Origin of the sequence: uncultured Capnocytophaga sp., from assembly GCF_937936315.1 — a bacterium.
Taxonomy (GTDB): Bacteria; Bacteroidota; Bacteroidia; order Flavobacteriales; family Flavobacteriaceae; genus Capnocytophaga.
Genome location: NZ_CALGWU010000006.1, coordinates 34,090 through 59,013, shown reverse-complemented (window position 1 = coordinate 59,013; position 24,924 = coordinate 34,090). Strand labels below are relative to the sequence as shown.

Below are 24,924 nucleotides of genomic sequence, written 5' to 3'. Positions count from 1 at the left end.
ATGAAAGTAAAAATATCAATGCTGATTTTCGTTTTTGCGTTGTTTAGCAGTGCGCTAATGGCACAAACGAAAGTAACTGGTACAGTTACTGGCGGTGATGGAATGCCACTGCCTAGTGTAAGTGTTGTCATCAAAGGTACAACACGTGGAGTTTCGACTGATTTTGATGGTAAGTACGAAATCCAAGCAAGTGCAAATGAAACCCTTGAGTTCATCTCTTTAGGGTATGCTACTCAACAAAGAAAGATAACCCAGTCTAGTGGTCGTCTTACCCTTAACGTAGTGTTGCAAGAAGAAGCTGTGCAACTCGGTGGGGTAGTAGTAACCGCTTTGGGTATCAAACGCCAAGAAAAAGCTTTGAGCTATAACGTTCAACAAGTAAAATCCGAAGAACTTACTAAAGTGAAAGATGTAAACGTTGTTAATAGCCTCAATGGTAAAGTTGCTGGGGTTAATATCCAACGTAGCTCTTCTGGGGTAGGTGGTTCTACTAAAGTGGTGATGCGTGGTCTCAAATCTTTGGATGGTAACAACGGTGTACTCTATGTGATCGACGGGGTGCCTTTGTTCAATAAACAAAGTGATGGAGGTGGAAATAACTTCGGTAAACCAGGTGGTGGTGAAGGTATCGCCGATATCAACCCTGATGATATCGAAAGTATCAACGTACTTACAGGGCCTTCTGCTGCCGCTTTGTATGGTAGTGAAGCTGCCAACGGGGTTATCCTTATCAATACTAAAAAAGGTAAAGAAGGTAAAACTGAAGTAAACGTTTCTAGTAGTGTAGAAATCCTTACTCCTATCCAATTACCAGAATTCCAAAATACTTATGGAAGCAATGGTGATAAAAGCTGGGGAACTAAATTAACTACTCCTTCTAATGTAGATCCTAAAAAATTCTTCAATGTAGGTCATAACATTATGAACTCTGTTACCTTCTCTACTGGTAATGCTCAAAATCAAACTTTTATATCTGGAGCTCAAACTGAAGCTGAAGGTTTAATCCCTAACAACGCTTACTACCGTTACAACGTAGGAGTTAGAAATACCGCTAACTTCGCTAAAGATAAATTACACTTAGATGTAAGTGGTAACTTCGTTCGTCAAGGTAGCCGTAACATGATTGCTGGGGGTGGTTACTTCAACCCATTAGTAGGCCTATACTTGATGCCTCGTAGTACCGACTACCGCGACGTAAAAGCTTACGAACGCTATAACCCAAGTACTCAAATATACGAAAGATACCAACCTTTCTCTGAAAGAGCCGATAGCTACTTCTCTGAAAACCCTTACTGGGTTGCTAATCGCGAACTTTTCTTGAACAACAAGAAACGTTATATGATGTCAGCTTCATTGAAATACGATATCCTCGATTGGATGAACGTTACAGGTCGTGTGCGTTTGGATAACGACTATGGTACTTCCGAAGAAAAAATGTATGCAAGTACTACTAACTTCTTAGTTGGTTGGAAAACTGAATTAGGTTCTTACAACAAAGGTCGTTATGCTATCAACGAAACTAAAGACGAGCAAACTTATGCTGATATTATGCTCAATATCAACAAAAACCTTAGCGAAAAATTCTCCCTTACCGCCAACGTCGGCTCTAGCTACAACGACCGTTTGAGCAATAGCCTATCTGCTGGTGGATACCTTAAAGAAATTGCTAACTTGTTCTCTATCGCTAACTTCGACGGGCAAGTAGGCGCTTCTGGTCAAGGATACTCTCGCGCTAAAAACGTTGCTGTTTTCGCTAGTGCCGAGTTAGGATATAGAGGTATGCTATACCTATCTGCTACAGGTCGTAACGACTGGTCTTCTCAACTCGTGAACTCTGCCGAACCTTCTTTCTTCTACCCTTCTGTAGGTCTTTCTGGTGTAATCTCCGAAATGACTAAAATGCCTTCTTTCATCAATTATTTGAAAGTACGTGCTTCTTATACAGAAGTAGGTTCTCCTATTAGCAAAACAGGTATCACTCCTGGTACAATCACTCACCAACTTACTTCTACCGGTTTAGTAACTAATAAGGTATATCCTTATCCTGATTTCAAAGCTGAACGTACTGCTTCTTGGGAAGCTGGTATGAATGCTAAATTGTTCGATAGTAGCTTGTCTGTAGATTTGACCCTTTACAAATCAAATACTTACAACCAATTCTTTGAACAACAATTATCTTCTTCTTCTATCTATAGTTCATTCTACTTACAAGCTGGTGACGTAGAAAATAGAGGTATTGAGTTGGCTGTAAACTATAACAAAGAGTTCTTAAACAAACAATTAGCTTGGAATACTACCCTTACTTACTCTCGCAACATAAACGAAATTAAAAAATTAGTACGTGGTTATCGCAATCCATTCACTGGCGACTTGTTCGATATTACCGAAGTAAGAAAAGGTGGTACTGTATTACGTGAAGGTGGAAGCCTTTCTGATATCATCGTAAAAGGTGTGCTCTCTCGTAATGTAAATGGCGACTTGATTGAAAACTCTTCTGGCTTCCTATATGACGAAACTCAAGAAATTAAATTAGGACGCTCTACCCCAGATTTCCAAATGGGATGGCGTAATACCCTTTCTTATAAAAATATCGACTTGAGCTTCCTTATTAATGGATCTTTCGGCGGGATCGTACTCTCTGGTACTCAACCTTACCTAGACGCTTATGGAGTTTCTAAAGCTTCTGCCGACGCTCGTGATGCTGGTGGAGTATTAGTAAATGGAAAACTCTATAACCCTGAAAAATATTATAATACTATTAAAAACCTTGACGGTTACTACTCTTACGACGCTACCAACGTACGTTTGCAAGAAGTTTCTCTTACTTATTCTTTAGATGGTTCTCACTTCTGGGATAAAGTAAAACGCGTAACTATTGGGGTAATTGGTACTAACCTTTGGATGATTTACAACAAAGCTCCTTTCGACCCTCAACTTACTTTCGGGGTAGGCACTTACACTGCTAAAGAACTCTTTATGACTCCAAGTGCTGCTACTTATGGTGCTAGTTTGAAAGTTCAATTCTAATTCTAAACAAATACAGTAATGAAAATATTTAATAAACATATAGCAATTGTAGCTCTATCTGCTTTCTCCCTTACCGCTTGTATCAAAGATTTCCAAGAGGTAAACACTAATAAGCTACAACCTACTGATGCCGATATCAATCGCGGAGGATACTCTTCTGGAGGTTACTTCAACGAGTTGGTTCAACGACCTATCCCTACAGGAGTAGGGGTAGGACCCGCTAACGACTACCAAGTAGTTCAAAATATGAGTGTTGATAACTGGGTAGGTTACTTCTCCCCTGGTCGTAACCACTGGGATAACGGTTTTAACCAAACTAGTTACTACATCTCTAACGGACGTGCTAATGGTACTTTTTCTACTTTGATTACAAGAGTAATGAACCCTTACTTCCAAATTAAAACACAAATGCACAACGTAGAAAATGTAAATGGTAGATTAGTATTTCATGAAAAAGACCTTACTAGTAACGCTATTTACCAATTGGCACAAATCGTGAAAATAATGGGTATGCACCGCGCTACCGACCTCTTCGGTCCTATCCCTTATAGCGATATGGAACCTGGTAAAGTGAAAGCTAAATACGATAGCCAAGAAAAAATCTACAAATCTTTCCTAAAAGAATTAGAAGATGCTGTAGCTGTCCTCAACCTATATGGTGCTAATAACAAACTATTACAAGATTTCGACCCAGTTTATTCTGGCGATACCTCTAAATGGATACGTTTGGCAAACTCTTTGATGTTACGTCTAGCGATGCGTGTGCGTTATGCCGATGCTGCCCTTTCTCAAGAATATGTGACTAAAGCTATTAATGGTGGCCTTATCGAAAATGATGACCAAGCTGGTAAATTAGTAACTTCAAGTAAGTATATTTTCTACAACTCTTTGGTAACAATGTTAGGATATGGCGAGCTTAAAATGGGTGCTACTATCTATTCTTACCTCAAAGGATATAACGACCCTCGTATGGAAAAATACTTTACTAAAAGTACTGCCAATGCACAACCTCTAGGTTTCTATGCCGTACGTTCTGGACTTAAAAATACAACCCAAGCTAGTGACTACCAAAATTATTCTGTCCCTACAGTAGTACAAACAACTCCTACTTATTGGTTGCGCGCCTCTGAAGTTCAATTCCTATTGGCCGAAGCTGCATTGATGGGTTGGTATACTAACGATACTGCCGAAAACTTGTATAAAAAAGGTATCGAAATGTCTTTCACCGAAAATGGTTTGACCACTGCTCAAGCTCAAACTTATTACAATTCATCTGCTACCCCCGCTAACTACGTAGACCCTAGAGATTCTAACTACAATGTGAATGCAAAAAGTACTATCGATAAAAAATGGAGCGCTGTTACAAGTACTGAAGACCACTTAGAGCAAATCATTACTCAAAAGTACTTAGCTAACTATCCTAATGGCTTCGAGTCTTGGAGCGAATGGAAACGTACAGGATACCCTCGCATGTTCTCTGCCGCTTACAACTTAAGTAATGTTGGAGCTCAAGATGTCGACGCAACTGGTAAAGATTTCGGCGTACGCCGTTTCCCTTTCCCTCAAAGCGAATTCGAATTGAATGCTGAAAATGTAACAGCTGCTAAAAGCTTATTAGGAGGTGCTGATAATGCCGCTACAAACGTGTGGTGGGACAAAAAATCTAAATAAAATTTAAAGTAAAATACTATGAAAAAATTTGTGTACACACTATTAGCCCTTACTATTGGCTTCACAAGCTGTAGTAAGTGGACAGAAACCGAGTCAAAAGCCGAAGAATTCGAAAATGCAGCATTAAAAGACTTACGTGAAAAACGTGACAATGCTAAATGGCTCGCTGAAGCTGAACGTACCGTCGAAAATAAAAGAGCTTTAGAAGCTTATTGGGCTCAACTTACTGAATATAAACAAAAAGCTTGGCTTAATACCGGAGCTGCTGGAGGTCAAGTGCCTATGGTTTATTTCTGGTATGACGGACCTACTTGGCAACCTATAAAAGGTATCTCTCGCGGTTGGTTACAATCAATCCCAGACTCTGTAGTAGCTATTTCTATCTGGGGTGGTACCAATATGCGCCCTGAAACCTTAACGGCTAACCATAAAAAAGATATCGAAATCTTCCATAAAAAAGGTAGCGCTATCTTGATGTGCTGGCAAACTCCAGGCGTAGGTCTAGGATTACCCGCAGCTAAAGATGGTTCAATGTCTGGTTATCAAATATTCCATAACAAATATCCTTACGCTGAATGCTATAACGAATGGCCTGCTATCTATGCCCGTGAACTAGCTCGATACATCATCGCTATGGATTTCGACGGATACGACGTTGACTGGGAAACTTGTGGTGACCACGGCGCAGTAACTAGAGAAGGTACCCCTTTGATGATTTCTGATAATAACTACGAAAATATCGCCAACTTCGTAAAAGAAATGGCTAAATATTTCGGCCCTGTTGGCCCTGATCACGCGGTTACAACTCAAGCTCAACGCGAAGCTAACTTAAGAGCTCTATTCGATACTTCTACCCCTGGCTTCCACCCTAAAGAAAAAGAGTATATTGATGACTTCAAACCTTATCTACCCGCTAACTACATTACTAAACGCTACTACTTCTGCGCCGACGTACCTTGTGGTGTAGCTCCTATATTCGGTTCTAACTCTCAAACTCCTATTGCTAGTGGTAACGCTTTTGCTATCTATTTCGATAAACACTTTATGCAAGATTATACAGTAAATGGTGTTAATATGAATGGTTCTCACCCCCCAATGTTAGGTGGCCCTTACTTCAACTCTACCTCTGCTAACTACCAAGCAGGTAACTTTAAAGTGATGATCAATAAAGGTAAACAAGTAAGAGAAGGTAAAGCTTGGGGATTAGGTGCTTATCATGGACAAAGTGACTTCGCCGTGACTAATGAAAGTGACGCTTTCTTTAAAAAATATCTTGAAGATAATAATATCAAACGTAAGTATCTACACTACGCTTGGACTCGTGAAGCTATCCGCTTAGCTAATCCACGACCCGATTACTCTGGATATAAAGAAATGGAACCTACTATCATTCTACCTTAAAAATTAAATAAATATTATTACAATGAAAAATACAATTATAAAATTAGCGAGTGTAGCCCTAGTCTTAGGGCTCACCGCTTGTCAAAAAAAGTTGGACGGCGACAATAATAGCGCCCTCGGAAACCTTTCAGCTGTATATATGAATAATACCAATGCTGCTGTAAGTTTTGCCAAATCTACTGAATCAGGAACTACCACCTTCGAACTACGTACTTCCAATAAAAGAGAACATACTGAAAAAATTACCATTTCAGCTACTAATTTCTTTTCTGAATACAACGAAAAAAACGGTACTAACTACAAAATGCTACCAGCTTCCGAATACGAATTGTACGAAGAAGGTAATGCAGCCAACAAATCTACTAATGGTACTTTGAACCTCACTTTGAAACCAGGACAAGCTTCCGTGCAAATAGGTGTAAGAGTACGCCCATTAAATGATGATATCTATCCCGTGGGAGTTAAATACGCCATTCCTTTGCGTATAGTATCTTCTTCTTTGCCTATCCTATCTAATAAAGATATGATAATAACTCTTAACCGACCTTTTAAAACCTCTGTTGCTTTGGTAAAACAAGGTTATGCTTTAGGAGTAAAAGTAGCCGATGATATACAAGAAAGTGAAGAGTTTACCATACAAGGTATGTATTTATTTAAAAACTTCCACGCTTATGATGGTTCCCATGTAAATATGTCTCTCTTCCAAGGGGCTATGTTACCTTATACTCGCATCGATGCTGGACAAATTCAAGTGAAAAATGGTGGTGGTGATAGCCCCGACGACTGGGCTCACTCCGATGAAATCGCTAGAAATAAATGGTGCCAAATCACCTTTACTTATAAGGATTCTTTCCTTAAATTGTATATCAATGGTAAACTCATCAAAACCTACCAACGCCCTAGCTTGAAAGTATCTCCTGGTATGCGTATCAATATCGAAAATACTCAAACTTCTTACTCTGCCGATCGTTTCTTCCGCGAATTTAGAGTATGGAATAGAGCCCTTACCGATGCTGAAATCGTTGATGGATTATACTTGCCTGTAGACCCTACTAGCAAAGGATTAGTAGTGTATTTACCTATCAATAAAAAAGACGGATTTAAAGATATGAGTAAATACAACAATACTACTATCTATAGAAAAGGAACTTCTAGTAGCCGTTGGGGAATACAAGATGGTGGACAATATGTAACTGAAATTGACGAAGCTACATTTACACCTACTGTAGAATGGACAGAGAATGTGAAATTCCCTGCTGTTGGCCTAGAAATAGAAGAATAGCAACTATGAGGCTGTCCAAAAAGTGTCTAATCTCAACCTAGAGATATAAACTTTTTGGACACCCTCTTAATTAAAAAATGTACAATGAAAAAAATAATATTTAACAGTTTAACAGTAGCTTTCTCTTTAGCTGCTTTAGTATCTTGTAAAAAAGACGAGATTACTATCGAAAAAAACGAAAGCACTGCCTGGGAAATAGATAAAAATATAGTAGACGACGATATCCGTACTCGTATCGGTTATGACCCAAGATTCGACTACGTTACACCTGCTATCTCAGATCTTACAGCCCCCATGCTAGCTCTAGATGGTTTTACCCTCAATGGAAAAAATACTTATACCTTAGAAGTAAAACTAACAAAACCTTCTGATAAAGATGTAACTGTTTCCATAGCATACGACGCTTCATTGTTCGCTAAAATAGCCCCTAACTACTCTGGATATGAATTAGGTGATGCTTCTTTGGCCGAAGTAACAGCTGTACAAAAAACAATAGCCGCTGGTACTAAAACAGCTACTTTCGAAATCCAAATAACCAACAAATCTAACTTCGACAAAAAAGTAATCTTACCTTTCACAGTGAAAGTTAGCAATAATGAATCTGTGAAAACTCTAACAGGAAGAGATTACTTCGTAGTTAGAATGTATTCTAAAAAACTCTCTTTCGACGTCGCTAACAAAACTATCCTCAAAGAAGCTGTCTTGAAAAATGGAAACGCTAGCTTGTCTAACAAAGTAGTTAATATCCCTGTTACCGCTTCCGATGCTGTTAGTACCGCTATCTCATTAGGATTAGAACGCGACGATACCCTCCTTACATCAGGAACTTTGGCTCCTAGTAACGTGGTAGGGACTATCAGCAAAGTAGACTTCAAAGATAAAACCTCTGGTACTATCTCATTTACTTTGCAAAATATTAATGCCATTACTGCCGAAGGAACCTACTTTGTACCATTCAAATTAATGGCTTACGATGCTTCTGGAACAGGTCGTAAAGTCCTCGATACCCCAATCCTAGTGAAAATCGAAGTTGGTGACGAAGGTATCCCAACTGATAATGAGGTTGAAGTATCTACTAACTATGCTGTTACTATGATGGATAGAAGTAAATATAGCTTTGAAACCAATTATATGCCAGGCCATATCGAAAAAATGCATGATGGTAATATCTATGGAAATCCTTGGTGGATAGATACTAGTATCGACGAAGATAGCGAAGACTCTCCTTATGTATATGTCCATTTTACATCTAAAACAGTTATCAACGGTATCAGAATAGCCCAAACCGACGCGCAAAAAAGAATCGGACAAGTCTTTATATATGCAGTAACTGATGAAGGTGCTTTTGTACATCAAGGTACTTATGACTCGAATGGTGGTCAAAAACCTAAATTCTTGTATATCAAATTCAAGAAACCTATCAAAGCATCTGAATTGTATTTAGGCTATTTCAGAAATACTGATGATCGTTATATCGATATCAACGAAATGCAATTCTTTTAATAAAAAAACATTTTATAAATGCACAAAAATATAAAGAAAAGTATGATCTTCTTTATCGCAGGAATATTATTCTCCTGCGGTAAAGAAGATATTTCTATCGAGAAAAACGAAAGCACTACATGGGAAATCGATAAAACTATTGTAGATGACGATATCCGTACTCGTATTGGTTATGACCCTCGCGAGCAACAAGCTTATTTCTACAAAACAGAAATCGATTTGCCTATGTTTTCTTTCGCAGATCTTGCTGTTAGAGGTACAAATTCCGCTGTAGCTGAACTTAAACTAACTCAAAAAACAACACAAGATACTAAAATATCATTGGTATACGATCCCGCTTCTTATGAAAAAATAAAAGATAACTATACCGGTTATGAGTTAGGTGATCCTAATTTAGTGCAACTCACCCAAAGTGAAATTACTGTCACTAAAGGAAATAATGTAGCTAAATTCGAATTTACATCCTTAAACGATAAAGATTTTAATAAAAAAGTAATCCTCCCTTTTAAATTAAATATCCAAGGAGATAAAACTAGAATACTAAAAGGTAGCGACATCTTTGTAGTTAAAGTATTCCCTAAAGAAGCTCTTATTACAATCGATTCCCCATCTCTCAATAGAATGGTAACCCTCGATGCCGCAACCGATGAACTCTCTGTCGATTTTGCCGATATGGATTTTACTATCACAACTGATACTAAAATCTCCGAAGATATATCATTAGGATTAATACGCGACGATAATTATACTTCAAGAGACCTAGCCCCATTAGGAACTGAAACTGCTATCGAAAAAGTCCCTTTTAAAAACATCACAACCGCAAAACTCTCTTTTAGATTTAACAACTTGAATCTAATAGGAAGAGTAGGAAGATACACAATCCCTCTCAAATTAGTAGCCTACGACGCTAATGGAGGGGTACATGCCTTAGCTAATATCAAACCTAAAGTTTATATTACTACACAATTGGTCTACCCTAAAAACAATATGCTCACCTCTAACTCTTCAACTGCCCCTTCTGGAAATAAAATTACAGGAGTTACTGGAGATTATCAACAATTCTTTAACTTCGATAAAGAAGGATTCGATAATATGTTAGATGGTAACGAAACTACCTATGCCCGTTTTGCTTCAGCCGACTATTTAACTGAAAAATTAGGATTCACTTTCGGCGGAAATAAAAAACTGAAAACTATACGATTAAAAGTAGACCCTAGCGCTCCTATTAAAACTATGGTAGTATATACAGGTGCCGATGAGCAAGTCTTAGGATATGTATCTTTCAATTCTGCAACAAACTGGTATGTAATCACCTTTAAAAAAGCTATAACTATAGCCGATATCTATCTTGCTCAATTTGGAAATGATCAAGAAGAAAATCAGTTCAAAATCTATGAAGTAGAATTCTATGAACAATAAAAATAAATATAGTATTATGAAAAAATTTTTAATAGCTCTAAGCTGCGTTTCTCTACTCATCTCTTGTAAAAAAGATGAAATTACTATCGAGAAAAACGAAAGTACTACGTGGGAAATCGATAAAAAAATAGTAGACGATGATATCCGTACCCAATTAGGATACGACCCTCGACTTAACTATATCTATCTACAATCCACAGTTGACGAACTACCAATGCTCTCTTTTGGTAACCTCTCTATCAATAGAAATTATACAAAAGAAGTAAGTGTAAGATTACTTGATAAACCTTATGATAAAGATATACAAGTGTCTCTCGTTTACGACGCTTCTGCTTACGACAAAGTTAAAGCTAACTATTCAGGATTTGAATTAGGTGACGCAAACCTTGTACAACTAAGCAATGCTACAAAAACCATTACCAAAGGCGAAACCTCTGTTACTTTTACCCTTACCGTTAGCAATAACTCTAGCTTTAACAAAAAAGTTATTTTGCCGTATGCCTTAAAAGTAACCGATAGCGGTCTTACACTTCCTAAAGGAAAAGACGTTTTTGTATTGAAAATATTCCCCGAAGAGATAAAAATTAGCGTAGATTCTCAAAATGTATCTAAATTGCTGGGATTCTATAATGGAACTGCTTACATAGGAGACAGAGATAAAATTGTTACTTTTATTGTAAAAAGCTCTTACGAATTGCCCTCTGGACTTACAGTAGCTTTAGAACGTGATACTAACCCTGCAACTGGAAGCAGAATAGCTCCAGCAGGAGTAGAAGGTATTTTACCTGAAGATAACTTCGATGATATCTCTAAAGAACTTACTTTTTCTTTAGACGAGTCTGTAATTACAAATAGAGGAGAGTATGTCCTACCTCTTAAATATGTAGTAAAAGATGCTTCAGGAGTTGAACAACAATTGTCAAACAACAAAGTTTTTGTAAACCTAAATGTAAAAGAGTTAGTAGCATCTGGCAATAATGCCGAAGTAGCTGCTAAAGCCTCAGGTACAATAATAGATAAAAGAGGTATTAGAACTTCCTATGCCGGTAATATATATTACTCCCCTAATTACTTGATAGATGATAATGAAGGTTCTTATTCTTATGTTAAAGAAGGGGCTACCTATTATTTTACTTTCCCTAAAGTGAGACTCGTAAAATCTGTAGTTATTAAAACAGTACCAGGATATGGACCAAAAAGCTTAGGTGCATATGCAGCTATGGCTCAAGGTGATGAACAATTCCAAGGGACTGTAGACTATAATGGTAGTGGTGATCTTGTGATAACTTTCAAAAAAGCTGTCCCTCTTTTACGCTTCTCATTAAGTGACTTTGTATTAAGAGACGACGCTTCTTCTGATTGGATGGGATTCTCTGAAATCAACTTCTATGAAGAATAAATAATACAATCTAAAATTGCCCATGTGGCTCACTCCTTTGCCAAAGTTTTTAAAAGCCTCTCCGCTATAAACTTTGGCAAAGGTTCTTTTTTTTGATACATACCCTAAAAATATCTTATCAATACCTCTCCTTTCAAAAGAATAGACTCTCAATGTGTAATTCATAGGCGATTTTACTCAGCTAAAATCTGTAAAATATAGAAAAGAAGCTACCAATTCGTGACAAAAGTAAGTGTTATTAAAAGTAATATTCATGTCAAAATCTCTGTAGTTTGTAAAACTTATCCTCCTTTCTCCTTCACTTACACTTACTTTTATAGCTTCTACCCTCCTTTACTGGAACAGGAAATCCTCCCTTATCTCTTTATTCTCTGTAACCTGTTACAAACTGTTAAAATTTTGTATATAAAAAGTTAAAATATAAAATATAAACAGTTCGATTCAATTTACAATAAAAAAGATTTTGAATCTGCTATATGTTTATAAATGATACAGTTGTGTAATTGTTGTAGTTATAAAATAATATACTCTCCTACTGATAAATACAATAGTTGTTTTAACATTTAACAAAAATAGATTTTGCAGTTTCGTTGGAAATGTGTACTTTTGTGCATTAAAGTATCGTTGTATACTGTCGTTTCAAAATAGCATTTAATAGCATTATGAAAAAGTTTTTTCTAACAATTTTCTTACTTCTTATGGCAATGGGAGGGCTCAGCGCTCAAGCATTGAACTTAAACAACTTCTCTGCCATCGGTACTAATGGGCAATGTAGCTCCGATGGTAAAATAAAAGTCTCCTTACCTGCGGGTATGGGGCCTACTGGCACTAAATTACAGGTGAAGTTAGATATCCCTAACGACCCTGCAGGGCGTACTTGGCCCCTCGAAATAGGTGTCACTGGTAAAGATAGCTGCGAATTTACTACTCTCAAAGCGGGTACTTACACCCTTACTATGATAGAAGTAGCTACTAATAAAAAATCTACAAGCCCAAAGCTGGTAACCATTACCTCTACCTATGTACCCCCTCTTTTTGTAAATGGTACCCTCAAAGCTAACTCTCCAACTTGTACTGGAGATGGAAATGACGGAAGTATAGATTTTACTATCCAGCCTGGAGCAAAAGGCCCTTTCATCGTAAAACTTACTAAAGGCACTACCTTAATATATACAGGCAACCACACCAAAACTACAGCCTCTCAATCCCTTCCCATTACCATTCAAGGTAGTGCAACTACACCTATCTCAGTAGGTAGCGACTATGAACTCTCTGTTGAAGACTTGGCGGGTGGAGTGGCTAACTGCGGCGATACTAATAAAACTAATATTACTATACTTTCCCCCTCTCTCACTTTGTCTTGCTTAGACCTAGAACTTAACTTCTATAATTCAGGTATACGAATGGATGGAAACTGTAAAATAGGATTTTCCTTCCAATTACTCCGAAAAGATAAAGTAACCCTCTCTCCTTTCCAAAACGACATCAAAACCTCTAATGCCGTATTTGTAAAAAGATACAACTCTGCCGGTAACCTTATAGCTTCTTACCCTATCGCCTCTAATTTCGATATAGCATGGCGTGGCGCTCAAGTTGCAGCTTCTTCCTCTTTTACTACCCCTTATGTCTTCCAAGAAAATGATATAGTAGAAATAGAAGTAAACTTAGGAAAAACTCCTATCAAAAGAAAATTCAAACTCGATGAAAATATTATAAATGTTATAAAAAATTTAGCAAGCGATCCCGTTAATACTGGGCAATATATCTTTAGAGATACCTCTGGTTCAAGAGTAATAGAAGCTCAAAACCGCTCCAACTTGAATGTTAACCCTGCTAAACCTTGTAACGACCCTACTCAAAGATATTTATACGTAGATAACTATTGGAGATCTGTACGTTTGCCAGACCTAGACAACCCTTCCCAAAATGTTGTCTTTGGAACTTATTATTGGCACAATGGATTAGTAGGTAAATGGCATGCCAATGCTGCATTCACCGGCGAAGGTTACTATTACGAAATATATAGATTCATAGGTACAGGATTCCCCGGTTGGAATAATGCTTATACTACTAACCAAATGGACGAAACCAACCTTTCTAAATGGGTGAATGAAAGCGCTAACGTAGTGTGGCTTAACGAAAATTATGCCGACCTTTCAGGATTGCCTGATGGTTACTATATGGTCAAATTTAAAGCTAAAAATGCAGCCGGCAACACCTTTTGCTATGAACCTAAACGCGTTGTCGAAATTAAAGCTAAAACTAACCAAATAGGACGTCAATTCCAAGGTATCGAAATAGGTAAAGGTGTATTCAAAGGTACCATATCTATGTACAAATGGCTCGTGTCCGATTATTTCAACTACCCTGTAACTGTATCAATTGATTATTTAGACGCCCCAGGTGCTGGAACTGGAAATCGTACCTACGACTTCCTTACTTCTATGCCTTTCGAAACTTCTCAACGCACTGTTACTTATACTTTCCCTATTATAAGAACTTTGCTAAACCCTCAATCTGCTTCTTCTAATGCAGGACTGTTCCAGTTTGGCGACCTTCCTGCTGGTAACTACCGCATTACTTTTACTGATAAATGTGGCAATACTACTTTTAGAGACTTCAATTTCGATACCCCTATGCAGTACGATAAAGATGAAGTAAAAGTTGAACAAGGTTGCGCAGGGTCTTCTAAAATAACTTATGATATCGGTGCTACTCCCATCGGTACTATAAATTATGCTACCTATACTTTATATAAAAAAGGACCCTCTGGTAACTACGATACTTTTGTCGAAAGTTCAAGAAATAGAAACCATACATTTAATAACCTCCTCGAAGGTGACTATATGTTCGAAGCCAAAGGCTTCTATTATATAAGTATGAAAGAAGCTGTGTGGAAAGATAGCGCACAATCTGGAGATACAGGAGTAATGAATTGGAAAAGCCTCGCCGACTCTAATAGAGTTATAAATGGCTTTAGCATGATTAACTCTCCTGATATTATAACACCTTCCGACCCTCAAGCTAATGGCACAACAGCTCTTCATAAAAGTAGAGTATACCTCACCGTAAAACCTACTCGAGAACTCCAACGTGACGTAGTAGGTACCTCTTGTAGCGCCTCTTCAGGATCTGGTATCGTAGCAGTAGGAATTAAAAATCCCGACAATATCCGATACCCCCTTACTTTTACCCTCAAGAATAAAGCTACAGGAACCCTAAAAGAAACAAAAACTTTTGGAGCAACCTCTACAGATACCAGCCATGTGTTCAAAAATGTAGACAATGGTACCTATATACTTACTACTTCTCACGCTTGCGGTATCTATACCGATGAAGTACTTGTAAATACCGATAACTATACAGCTCCTACTATTAGCTATATCGCACGTTCTACAAACCCTTGTAACGGCGACGTGGTAGACCTTACTTTCGGCGGTTCTACACAACTATTCGATATCGAATGGTTCCGTATTGAAAACGACACTACCGAAACTAGTTTAGGATTTTCTCAAACAATATCCGATACTGTAACCCGCGATACTAAATATCTCGTGCGTTATAAATTGCAAGACCCTAACTTATGCGTAAACCGCACAGGCGAAACCTCTGTAACTATACAATTCTCTAAAGATACTACTCCTCCTGTAATTACAGGATGCCCTACCGATACCATCACCGTAGAAGCTATCTCAGGCCGTTGCTACGGCGTAGCTACTTGGGGCGTAGTAACTGCTACCGACGATTGCCGTATCGGAACTTGGAGCCAATCCCATCAAAGCGGACAACGATTCAATATAGGTACTAACACTGTAACCTATGTCTTTAGCGATACATCTGGTAATACCGCTACTTGTACTTTCAATGTAGTGGTAACATCGCGCGCAATCAAAATGGAGGTTAAAAGCGACTATGTAGATGCCTCCGAAAGCCCTATCAATCGCGACTTAGGCCTTAGCGAAACTTTCTACTATCGCATCCGATATAAAAATCAAGGTACCGCCAATGTGACTACCGCTACTATGCAAATTACATTGCCTAACCACCCTAATATTACTGTCGGTACCCCAGATCTTAGCAAAGCAAAACAAAATATCTATCGCCCTACTGTGTTAGCATCTACCCCTAACACCATAACTATAGATATCCCAAAACAAACCATTACCCCTGGCGCTAACGAAAGAACTATCCTAATACCTCTTACCCTAAACGGAGATTGCTCCGAAGTAGGTAAACCTTGTATGAACTTGCTCTCTTCTACCTATTCATTTACATATATAGGTGGGTTAACTGGCTGTACAATCCCTGAACAAACCACTGCCGGTACTAAAACCATTACTATCTCTACCCAAAACTGTATGCGTAATGAGTTGGCTTGTGATAACGGAGCAGGTATCAATACCTTCCGTATACAAGCTACACCAGGCTTCCTTGAATATAAATGGTATAAAAATAATTTGTTGCAACCTAATCCACGCAACGAAAATTTCTTCGACGCCGACGAAGCTGCTACTTACAAAGTAGAAAAAATTAACGTGTGCGGAGGGGTAACCTATACCACTACCGAAATTATTCAAGTACAAACGCCTCAAACCCTTTCCGACCCAATCAAACCTCAATCTAACGGAGGTGATATATGTGCTGATAATAATATCTGGGTGAGCCACTTCATCTTGTGTAACCAGCCTTCACGAAATATAGTGGTTAACTTTAAAGATACTAACTTCGTATGGCAAAAACTCAAAACTGGTTCTAACCCTACTAGCTTGAACTGCCCTAACGTAAATGATTCCGTTTGGGACGATGTACACTCTAACCGAACCTTCGTGGCTAATACCCAAGGACACTTCCGTTTGAAAGTCTCCAACTCTGAAGGGTGTAACACTAATTTCTATTTCGACGTCTTTACAAATTCACTCAACGGACGAATACTCGACTATGGCGATGTGACTAACTATCAACAAGGTTACGTCCTTGTACAAATGGCTACAGCTGGTATTACTTATAAATACATCTTAAAAGATGCGTTTGGTAATGTAGTAAACCAAAACGGACAACCTTTCGTCAATACTACACTATTAGAGTATCGTGTACCTATTACTGCTCCAGGAACTTATACAATAGAGGTAACTTCCCCCGCATTACCCGATAGCTGTAAGTTAGTATTAACTCAGGAAATTAAAAAAATAACTACTCTTAGCGCTAAAGCTATAGCTAAAGCTTGGAAAGGATGTAACCTCCGCTCAATGAGATTTGAAGCTACAGGAGGTAAAAACCCTTATCAATTCGCCGTATGGAGCATAGATGGCGTTATACAAAATGGCTATTCCGACTATAACTCCGTGCCCGCCTCTGCTTTCTTCGCTACTATCCCTGTAGGTGCTAGCTTCGTAGAAAGTGACGTTCATATAGATCAACCAGGTAAGTACATCTTCATCGCCAAAGATGATGTAGGTGGATATGCCCTTACTCCAGAAGTAGATATTTATCCTGAAAACTTCTTAGGTTACACCATCAAAACTCGCGACATCCTTTGTGGATTCGCCGATAATACCGGTCAAATCTCAATAACCTATAACACTATACAAAACGTAAAAACTACCCTCTATAAGTTCGATAACACAGGTGGAAAAACTTATATAGACGAAAATGCTACTGGTTTCTTTAACAACCTTACCGCTGGTAGATATGAAATAGAAATTAAAATTACAATGGGATCTCTAGCTGGTGCAACTTGTACCTATAGAAACCCTAATGTCGTAATTAATAATATCGAAAGTACTTTAAGCGCTTATGCAGGTGTAATTGAAGATATATCTTGCGATACAGCAACCCCTCCACAATATAAAGTACGTGTCAACAACGTAACAGGTGGTACAGGTACAGGTTACGAATATAGCTCTAATAATGTAACCTATAGCTCTAACCCCATATTAATGGTAGGATCTACGGCTAGCGTAGTTTATGTACGCGATAGTAATAAATGTACACTCGAAATCCCTATCTCTATCCGCCCAATAGTACCTCCTACCGTTACTGCTACTACTGTAACCTACGATTGTGAAGGTAGAGGTACTTTCACTGTAACTACTAACCCTACTGGAAAATACGAGTTTAGACTCATGAAAAGCGATGGTACAATCAGTGAAACCCGTACCTCTAACGTCTTTACTCTCTCTCCAGGAGTATATAGCATCGAAGCTATCTATACACCTGCTTCAGCTACTGGTACTACCCCTAACATCTTGTTCAAAGAAGATTTCGGTAAAGGTGAAGATACTTGCAACTCTCAATCTGTGTTTATCACTTGTGCCGCAGGTACAACTACATTAGGTGATAACCAGTATATGATCACTCGCCAAGTGCCTACCGCTGGTACTAACTGGGTGACTACACCTCCTGCCGATGCCTCTGGAGTAACCGATGGCAGATACTTAGCTATTAATGGAACTTCCCCTGATAACGACAACGGGGTAATCTATAGACGTACTATCAAGGATATTGTGCCTAATACCGAACTGAAAGTATCTATGCATTTATTCAACTTGCTGCCTCCCACTTTTGTAGGAGGTGCTAACCCTAACTTGTTGGTACGCCTTTACAACCCTGCTAACCCTGCCGCTGGTATACAAAAATCATTAGGCGAATTGCAGCGCTTGGCTTCTTGGGAACTAAAAGACATAACTTTTGACGATACTGATATTACATTCAATACCGCCGTATTCGAAATTAGAAATACTGCCGCAGCCTCTACTATAGGTAGTGACTTAGCTGTCGATAATATCACTATTTCTCAACCTACAAAACTATGTGCTGTACGCGCTGAAAGCCTCTCTATCAAAGTTGATAACGATAAAGCTTTCAAAGTCAGAGGTACAGCTTATGATGAAAAATGTGGCAATAATGATGGTTCTATCTACTTGGTGGTAGATAACCCAAGTGGTAGCTCTGTACAATATCACACTGCCACAGCTACTGCTTGGACAACCTTACCGCTTACTGCTATTGCTCCTACACAAGGTGTGGCTACCATCACAGGACTCAGTGCAGTAAATAATGGTACTCTATTCGTACGTCGTACCTCCGATACATCTTGCGAAACAAGTATCGACTATACTATCAAAAAACCTGTACCGCTTACTGTTACAGCTACAGTTACAGCTCCTGTAACTTGTTTGAACACCTTTGCTTCTGTACGATTTATAGGTAACGGTGGCGCTAAACCTTATAGAAATTTTAGCTTCTCTCCTATTACTGGTTCAACACCTGCTGCTACCCAAAGTTCAACAAACAACGAAGCCGATATAAACCTCACCCAAGGTACTTATATTATACAAGTAGAGGACGCTAATGGTTGTACAGCTACCGCTACCCTCAATGTCCCCGATGTGAAACCTTTGCAAGTGGAAATCGTAGACTTAGAGCCTTGCTTTACAGGTGGTAATATAGGCCGTTTGCAAATCAAAGTTACCAATGGAAATGGAGAATATAAGTTTAGTAAAGACGGTGGCGCTACATTCGAAAATGGTTCTGTAGCCGCTGGTACATCACACATATTCGAAAACCTTACCGCTGGTACTTACAACTTTGTAATTAAAGATGGCGCCGATTGCCAAACTAATACATCTTATACTATCGAAAATCCATTGCGCATACAAGTGACTTCTATAAATGCTTTAACTTGTGTGCCTAATAGCGAAGCCGAGTATAAAATTACTTATACTGGCGGTAGAACAGGGGTACGCGAATTCTTATGGAGTCATACACCTACTACTGGATTTACTGCCGCCGTAGGTACTGGTATGACTATGAGTCAAGCTAGTAATGTCTATACTTTCAAAACTAAAGTAGAAGGCGACTACTACTTTAGAGTACGTTACCAAATGCCTAATGGCGACTATTGTAATGTCACCTCTGTGAAACAAGAGGTGAAAGTTGTATTGCCCGTTTTCGCTGTAACCCCTACCGTAGAAAATGTAAATTGTGCAGGTGCTAATACCGGAAAAATACGCATCAATACTACAGATGTTACAGGTGGTGTACCTCCTTATACATTGTTACTAAATGATGGACTCTCTGTTCAGTCACACCCCATAGCCGATATCACTGGATTGCAACCCGGTACTTATACTATTACTATAGAAGATAGTGCTAATTGTAAATCAGTTCCTGTAGGATTTACAGTTACCCAAGTAACTGCTATGGTCGTAACAGCTACTAATACACCTATGAAATGTTCCGCTACCGGTACCCAATTAGCAACTGCCGAAGCTGCTGTTACCTCAGGCGGTACAGCTCCTTATACGTTTACTTTAGTGAAAAATGGCGCTACTATACAAACTCGAAATAATATCACCCAAAATTCTATTGTACAATACAATAATTTAGATATTGGTAACTATCAAATTGTAATAGAAGATGCCAATACTTGTAAATATATCCACAACTTCGTTATAAATTCCGAAGCTAATGGATTAGATGTACGTCCTACAGGCGTAGTAGGTTGTGCAGGTATCACTGGGGAAGTAGCCATTTCTGTATACGACAAAAATGGAGGTACAATTCAAGACGGACAGTACATCGCTGTTTATCACGAAGGTATGCAAATCCCTTATGGAACTACCTCCTCACAAAGAACAATGCCTGATGGCTATACTTGGTATCGCGGAGGTGCTGTTGTTACTACTACCCTTTCCGATGGTTCGGTAGTTCAAGCTTCTACTCACACTTTCACTGGCTTGGCTCCTGGGGTCACTTACACTTTCATTGTATTTGATTCCAATACCAATTGTACATTTACTAAAGAAGCAAATATCCACGTTCCTACACAATCTAATTTGCAGATATCAATCAATGGAACAGCTTCTACCACTTGTGCTAATGAAAATGATGGTAAAGTATTTGTAAACTTGAAGAATTGGAATGCAGGTACAACTAACTTGTCTTATAAAATTTATCGCTATATACCATCACTTGTTCCAGGCCTTTTAGATCCTATTACAGGACCTGTAAACGGAAGTGTCCCATTGTCAGGTACTGAAGTTGATGCTACAATCACAAATGTTCCAGCTGGCCGTTACTTCATACTCTTTACCGATGGCAACGGATGTACAATGGGTAGCAAAGAATTTACAATAGGTAAATCTACCTCATTGCTCACCGCTACAGCTACAGTAGCTAAATTAGCTAACTGTAACCAGCCTATCCCATCAGGCCTAGGTAAAATAACTGTAGAAGCCGCAGGAGGAACTGCTCCTTATCAGTACTACTATCACAATTTAGCTACACCAGCACCTACAGGTGCAACCTTAGACGCAGCTTTAGCAAGCTCTGTCGATGGTGTGTCTAAAAACGTTATCTCTGGTACTTGGGAAGTGTACGTGAAAGATGCTTTAGGTTGTCGCACTACTACCACCATAGTAGTAGGTATGGATCCTCAACCTTCTATCGCTACAGTAACAGTTCTCGACGCTTGTAGTGACAACGCCGATTATCCAATCAATGTAGTATTCAATACTATAGGCGTAGGTCAAAACCAATATAAAATCGATGGTATTTCTAATTGGCAAAACATTAACGTAGCTACTCAAACTACCTTACCTATACGATTAGCTCCTAATGCCGCCCCTTATACAATTTCCTTCCGAGATGCCAATGGTTGCGAAACTAGCACTACTTTCAGAGTGAATGAGATGATTAAGTACAACGCTGATCATACACCTATGTACTGCGGAGGTTCTGCTACCACTACTATCAATGTAACTAATATTACAGGAGGTTCTGGAACTTATAAAATAGGATTGTATAGAATTACTGATAAGGGTACCCCTAACGAACGCGCTGTAACCGTAGTTGCTCCAGGAACTACAGTAACCGGTACATCTTACAGCGTTCCTATAGGCTATGGAATTGGTGCTTACCGCATCCACATATACGACACTGCTACTTTTGGCACCGCTGCTGAATGTGCTAAAATAACAGATTTCAACGTGCTTGCCCCTGAAACACCTCAACTCGAAGTGCTTTCTGTTTCAACGCCTACTTGTGCTAACGAAACAGCCATTATCCGAGTGAAAGCTACCCCTGTAGGTATCGCTCCTTATACGTTCAATATCGTTGATAAAAACACCGGCCTCACACCAGCTGGGGTGACAAGTATTACTAATGTAAACTATATTACCTTTATGGGTGTTCCTTCAGGACCTAGAGCTATAAATGGTTTCGATTACTATATCTCAGCTCAATCAGTTTATAGTTGTACTACTACTATCACCGTCAACGTAACTTCTCCTGATGTTGTAACCGTTACAGCTGGATCCCTCTCTAAAGAAGATTATCAATGTACATTAGATGACGATGGTTATCTCACAGGCGAAAGCTCTAACCCTAAACTTCACTTTGATATCTCTGGAGTTTCAGGTGGAACAGGTAAGTACACCCGAGTAGAATTTAAAACTGCTTCTGGCACTTTAGCAAACCAACAACAAATAGAAGATGGAGTAACTAAGTATACCTATACTTTACCTACTTATCTTACTAGTCCAACTGGTTATTACGCCGAAGTTTATGACACTAATGGATGCTCTGTTTCTACTACAATAGAAACTATTTCACCTACACTTATAATGAGTGGATTGACGGTGAATAAAACTCAAACAAAAACTTGTCTCCAAAACGAAGTGATAAGTGTAACTCTTAATACAATTACACCTTATAACAACGAACCTATAGAGTATAGTCTCGTTAAAATAGGTATAGGAGTCGTTGGTACACCAGTAACTCTCAACTCTCTTACTTGGGCTACTACTATTGCCGACCCTGCTAACTATATCATCACAGCTAAGAATTTAAATACTAACTGTGAGGTTACAACTAACTATACCGTCTTAGAACCTAATACTCTATTACTCGAAGCTAAAGACCCTCAGCGTATCACTTGTAAAGGAGATACAGGTCAAATAACCTTAGAACTCACCGATACCCGCCTCTCTGATGGCGACCAAGTGGCAAATGGTTTCAATTATGTGATAACTCCTCTACCTATAGGAACACCTATCACAGGATCATCACCATCAGGTACTCAAGTTCACGCCGGATTACTTGCAGGTCACTACAAAGTGGAAGCTACCTCTCCTATTACAGGTTGTACTGCAGTGGCTACCTTTGAACTCGTAGAAGCTGCCGAATCCATTACTGTATTTGCCGAAGAAACCCGTAGCGTAACTTGTGATAACAACAGAGGTGAAATACTCGTTACAGTATCTGGCGGTTGGGCCCCTTATACTGTCAATATACAAGGTGGAGCTATCACCAAACAAAAAACTATCGCTCTAGATGGCGATAGCGCATTGTTCGATAGATTGAGCGCTACAGGAATTCCTGGAGGATCACTTACTTACAATATTACCATCACCGATGCTTGGGGCTGTAACATAGTCTCTGGTACCACTAGCGTAACCTTGCTAGATCCCGATCCTGTCGCTGCTGTAGTTACTGTTACTCAACACGCTACTTGTGCAGGAAGTACCGATGGTATCATCACCGTATCAGGTACCACAACAGGAGGTTCTGGTAGCTACTACTATACACTCCTAAACGAAGGTACCGGAAAAGTGAAAGGCCCTCAACGTAATGAACCTAAATTCGATAACTTAGATCCTGGATTCTATACTTATGAAATTATGGATACTTGGGGTTGTAGCCTCGTTGAACAACAAATAGAAATTATAGAACCTAAACCTATAAAAGTGTCTATCGTTTCTGCTACCTCCGAATTGCAAGTATGTTATGGCGGTAACGATGCCTCTATAGATTTCACGGTAGAAGGCGGGCGTCCTCCTTACAATATCAAAGTATTGAATAAGTATACTAATAGCCCTCACCTCTCATTGTCAAATGTAATACCAGGAACAACTCCTTTCCGTGATACAGGTCTTAACGCAGGTGAATGGAAAATAGAAGTAACTGATAGTAGCCCTAATGGCGGATGTACAATGTCTCCTACTTTTGAGTTTTCTATAGATTCAGCACCTGACCTTAAAGTAGATCTAGAGGTAATCAACTCTTGTAAAAACAATAACCCTTATACTCAGTTAGAGGTACGCTTTAAAGACAAAGTTGATGTTAATAAAGTAACCTATAGACTTAACGGAATAGGATCTCCTAAAAACTTCGTAGAAAGAGGTAATGGAGTGAACGTATGGTATATATCTCCTCCTGATTTGGATACAAATGTCCAAACTCAAACAATAGAACTTATATATACTAGCATTCACTCTCTCACTCAAACTTCAAGAACTTGTAGTATTACACTTGCAAATGCCTTTGAAGTAGAAAAAATTAAAAAACTCAAAATTACAAGAACCCCTACTACAGTAGTCAATACTATACAAGTAGAAGGTCTTGATGGAGTTAAACCATATCATTATGTATTCAATGGTGAAGATTATGACACAAATAATGTGTACGAACTCAAAATCACCGATCCTGACTACATAGATCCTATAAGCGGAAAAACAAAGAAGAAAATAGAAGTACAAGTATTCGATGCTTCTGGATGTACAGCTTCTGATACAATCTATGAAGAATATTTCGATGTCAAAATACCAAACTTCTTTACTCCTAATGGCGATGGGGTCTACGATACTTGGTCTCCTATGTATGTTGAGAAGTATCCATTCATCCGTTCTACTATCTTCGATCGTTTCGGCCGTCGCATCAAAGTCTTGAGAGCCGGAGAAGCTTGGGATGGTAAATACGAAGGTAAAGATATGCCTACCGGTGACTACTGGTACATCGTAGAACTTACCGATGAGTTTGATACTCGTATATTCAATGGTAACTTTACCCTTTATCGTTAGACATTAATGATAAACTGAATAAATCATAACAAAACAAAAAAAGCTGCCTTTTTAGGGCAGCTTTTTTGTTTATCTTTTATTCTTACCTCTTACCTATAAAAAAAGACTACCTAATCCCTAGGCAGCCTTTTTTGAATTTAATAATAAAAAAGAAAACTTAAAAATAAAAATTATGAAAAAAACTTTTTGTTTTACGCTTTTACTTTTTACACACAATTGTATTTTGGTTTATATGGCTATGAAAAAGTCACTCTTTCTTTTATTTCTTTTCTGACGGCACAAAGATACATCAAAAATATTAACTACCAAATTTTTTCTTAAAAAAAGTTTAAAAATATTTAAAAAGATTATTAAAAATAATG

General features: G+C 38.6%; 8 protein-coding genes. All 8 read left to right on the top strand.

Annotated elements, in window-relative coordinates; genetic code table 11:
- Window positions 1-3,027 (top strand): SusC/RagA family TonB-linked outer membrane protein, encoded by a 3,027-nt coding sequence (locus Q0162_RS01345; RefSeq protein WP_297887906.1) that lies wholly within the window; start codon window positions 1-3, stop codon window positions 3,025-3,027.
- An 18-nt stretch (window positions 3,028-3,045) separates the two neighbouring features.
- Window positions 3,046-4,698: a SusD/RagB family nutrient-binding outer membrane lipoprotein gene (locus tag Q0162_RS01340; protein WP_297887903.1), complete on the top strand. Its 1,653-nt coding sequence runs from the start codon at window positions 3,046-3,048 to the stop codon at window positions 4,696-4,698.
- Window positions 4,699-4,716: 18 nt separating this feature from the next.
- Window positions 4,717-6,099, top strand: coding sequence for a hypothetical protein (locus Q0162_RS01335; protein ID WP_297887900.1), 1,383 nt, complete (start codon window positions 4,717-4,719; stop codon window positions 6,097-6,099).
- 22 nt (window positions 6,100-6,121) lie between these two features.
- Window positions 6,122-7,381 carry a DUF1735 domain-containing protein gene (locus Q0162_RS01330; protein ID WP_297887897.1) on the top strand — a complete coding sequence of 420 codons (1,260 nt, stop codon included), beginning with the start codon at window positions 6,122-6,124 and terminating at the stop codon, window positions 7,379-7,381.
- A gap of 84 nt (window positions 7,382-7,465) precedes the next feature.
- Complete coding sequence (locus Q0162_RS01325) at window positions 7,466-8,884, top strand: DUF1735 domain-containing protein (RefSeq protein WP_297887894.1); 1,419 nt, start codon at window positions 7,466-7,468, stop codon at window positions 8,882-8,884.
- A 42-nt stretch (window positions 8,885-8,926) separates the two neighbouring features.
- The gene (locus Q0162_RS01320) at window positions 8,927-10,303 is read left to right on the top strand and encodes a DUF1735 domain-containing protein (RefSeq protein ID WP_297887891.1); all 1,377 of its coding nucleotides are present in this window, start codon (window positions 8,927-8,929) and stop codon (window positions 10,301-10,303) included.
- 16 nt (window positions 10,304-10,319) lie between these two features.
- Window positions 10,320-11,702, top strand: coding sequence for a DUF1735 domain-containing protein (locus tag Q0162_RS01315; RefSeq protein ID WP_297887887.1), 1,383 nt, complete (start codon window positions 10,320-10,322; stop codon window positions 11,700-11,702).
- Window positions 11,703-12,364: 662 nt separating this feature from the next.
- Entirely contained in the window at window positions 12,365-24,562 is a 12,198-nt protein-coding gene (locus Q0162_RS01310; protein WP_297887884.1) for a T9SS type B sorting domain-containing protein, read from the top strand.
- The last annotated feature ends 362 nt before the right edge of the window (window positions 24,563-24,924 follow it).

Coding starts and splice junctions, on each gene's coding strand:
- Q0162_RS01320 (WP_297887891.1), top strand. CDS start 8,927: ATGATCTTCTTTATCGCAGGAATATTATTCTCCTGCGGTAAAGAAGAT.
- Q0162_RS01335 (WP_297887900.1), top strand. CDS start 4,717: ATGAAAAAATTTGTGTACACACTATTAGCCCTTACTATTGGCTTCACA.
- Q0162_RS01315 (WP_297887887.1), top strand. CDS start 10,320: ATGAAAAAATTTTTAATAGCTCTAAGCTGCGTTTCTCTACTCATCTCT.
- Q0162_RS01310 (WP_297887884.1), top strand. CDS start 12,365: ATGAAAAAGTTTTTTCTAACAATTTTCTTACTTCTTATGGCAATGGGA.
- Q0162_RS01330 (WP_297887897.1), top strand. CDS start 6,122: ATGAAAAATACAATTATAAAATTAGCGAGTGTAGCCCTAGTCTTAGGG.
- Q0162_RS01345 (WP_297887906.1), top strand. CDS start 1: ATGAAAGTAAAAATATCAATGCTGATTTTCGTTTTTGCGTTGTTTAGC.
- Q0162_RS01325 (WP_297887894.1), top strand. CDS start 7,466: ATGAAAAAAATAATATTTAACAGTTTAACAGTAGCTTTCTCTTTAGCT.
- Q0162_RS01340 (WP_297887903.1), top strand. CDS start 3,046: ATGAAAATATTTAATAAACATATAGCAATTGTAGCTCTATCTGCTTTC.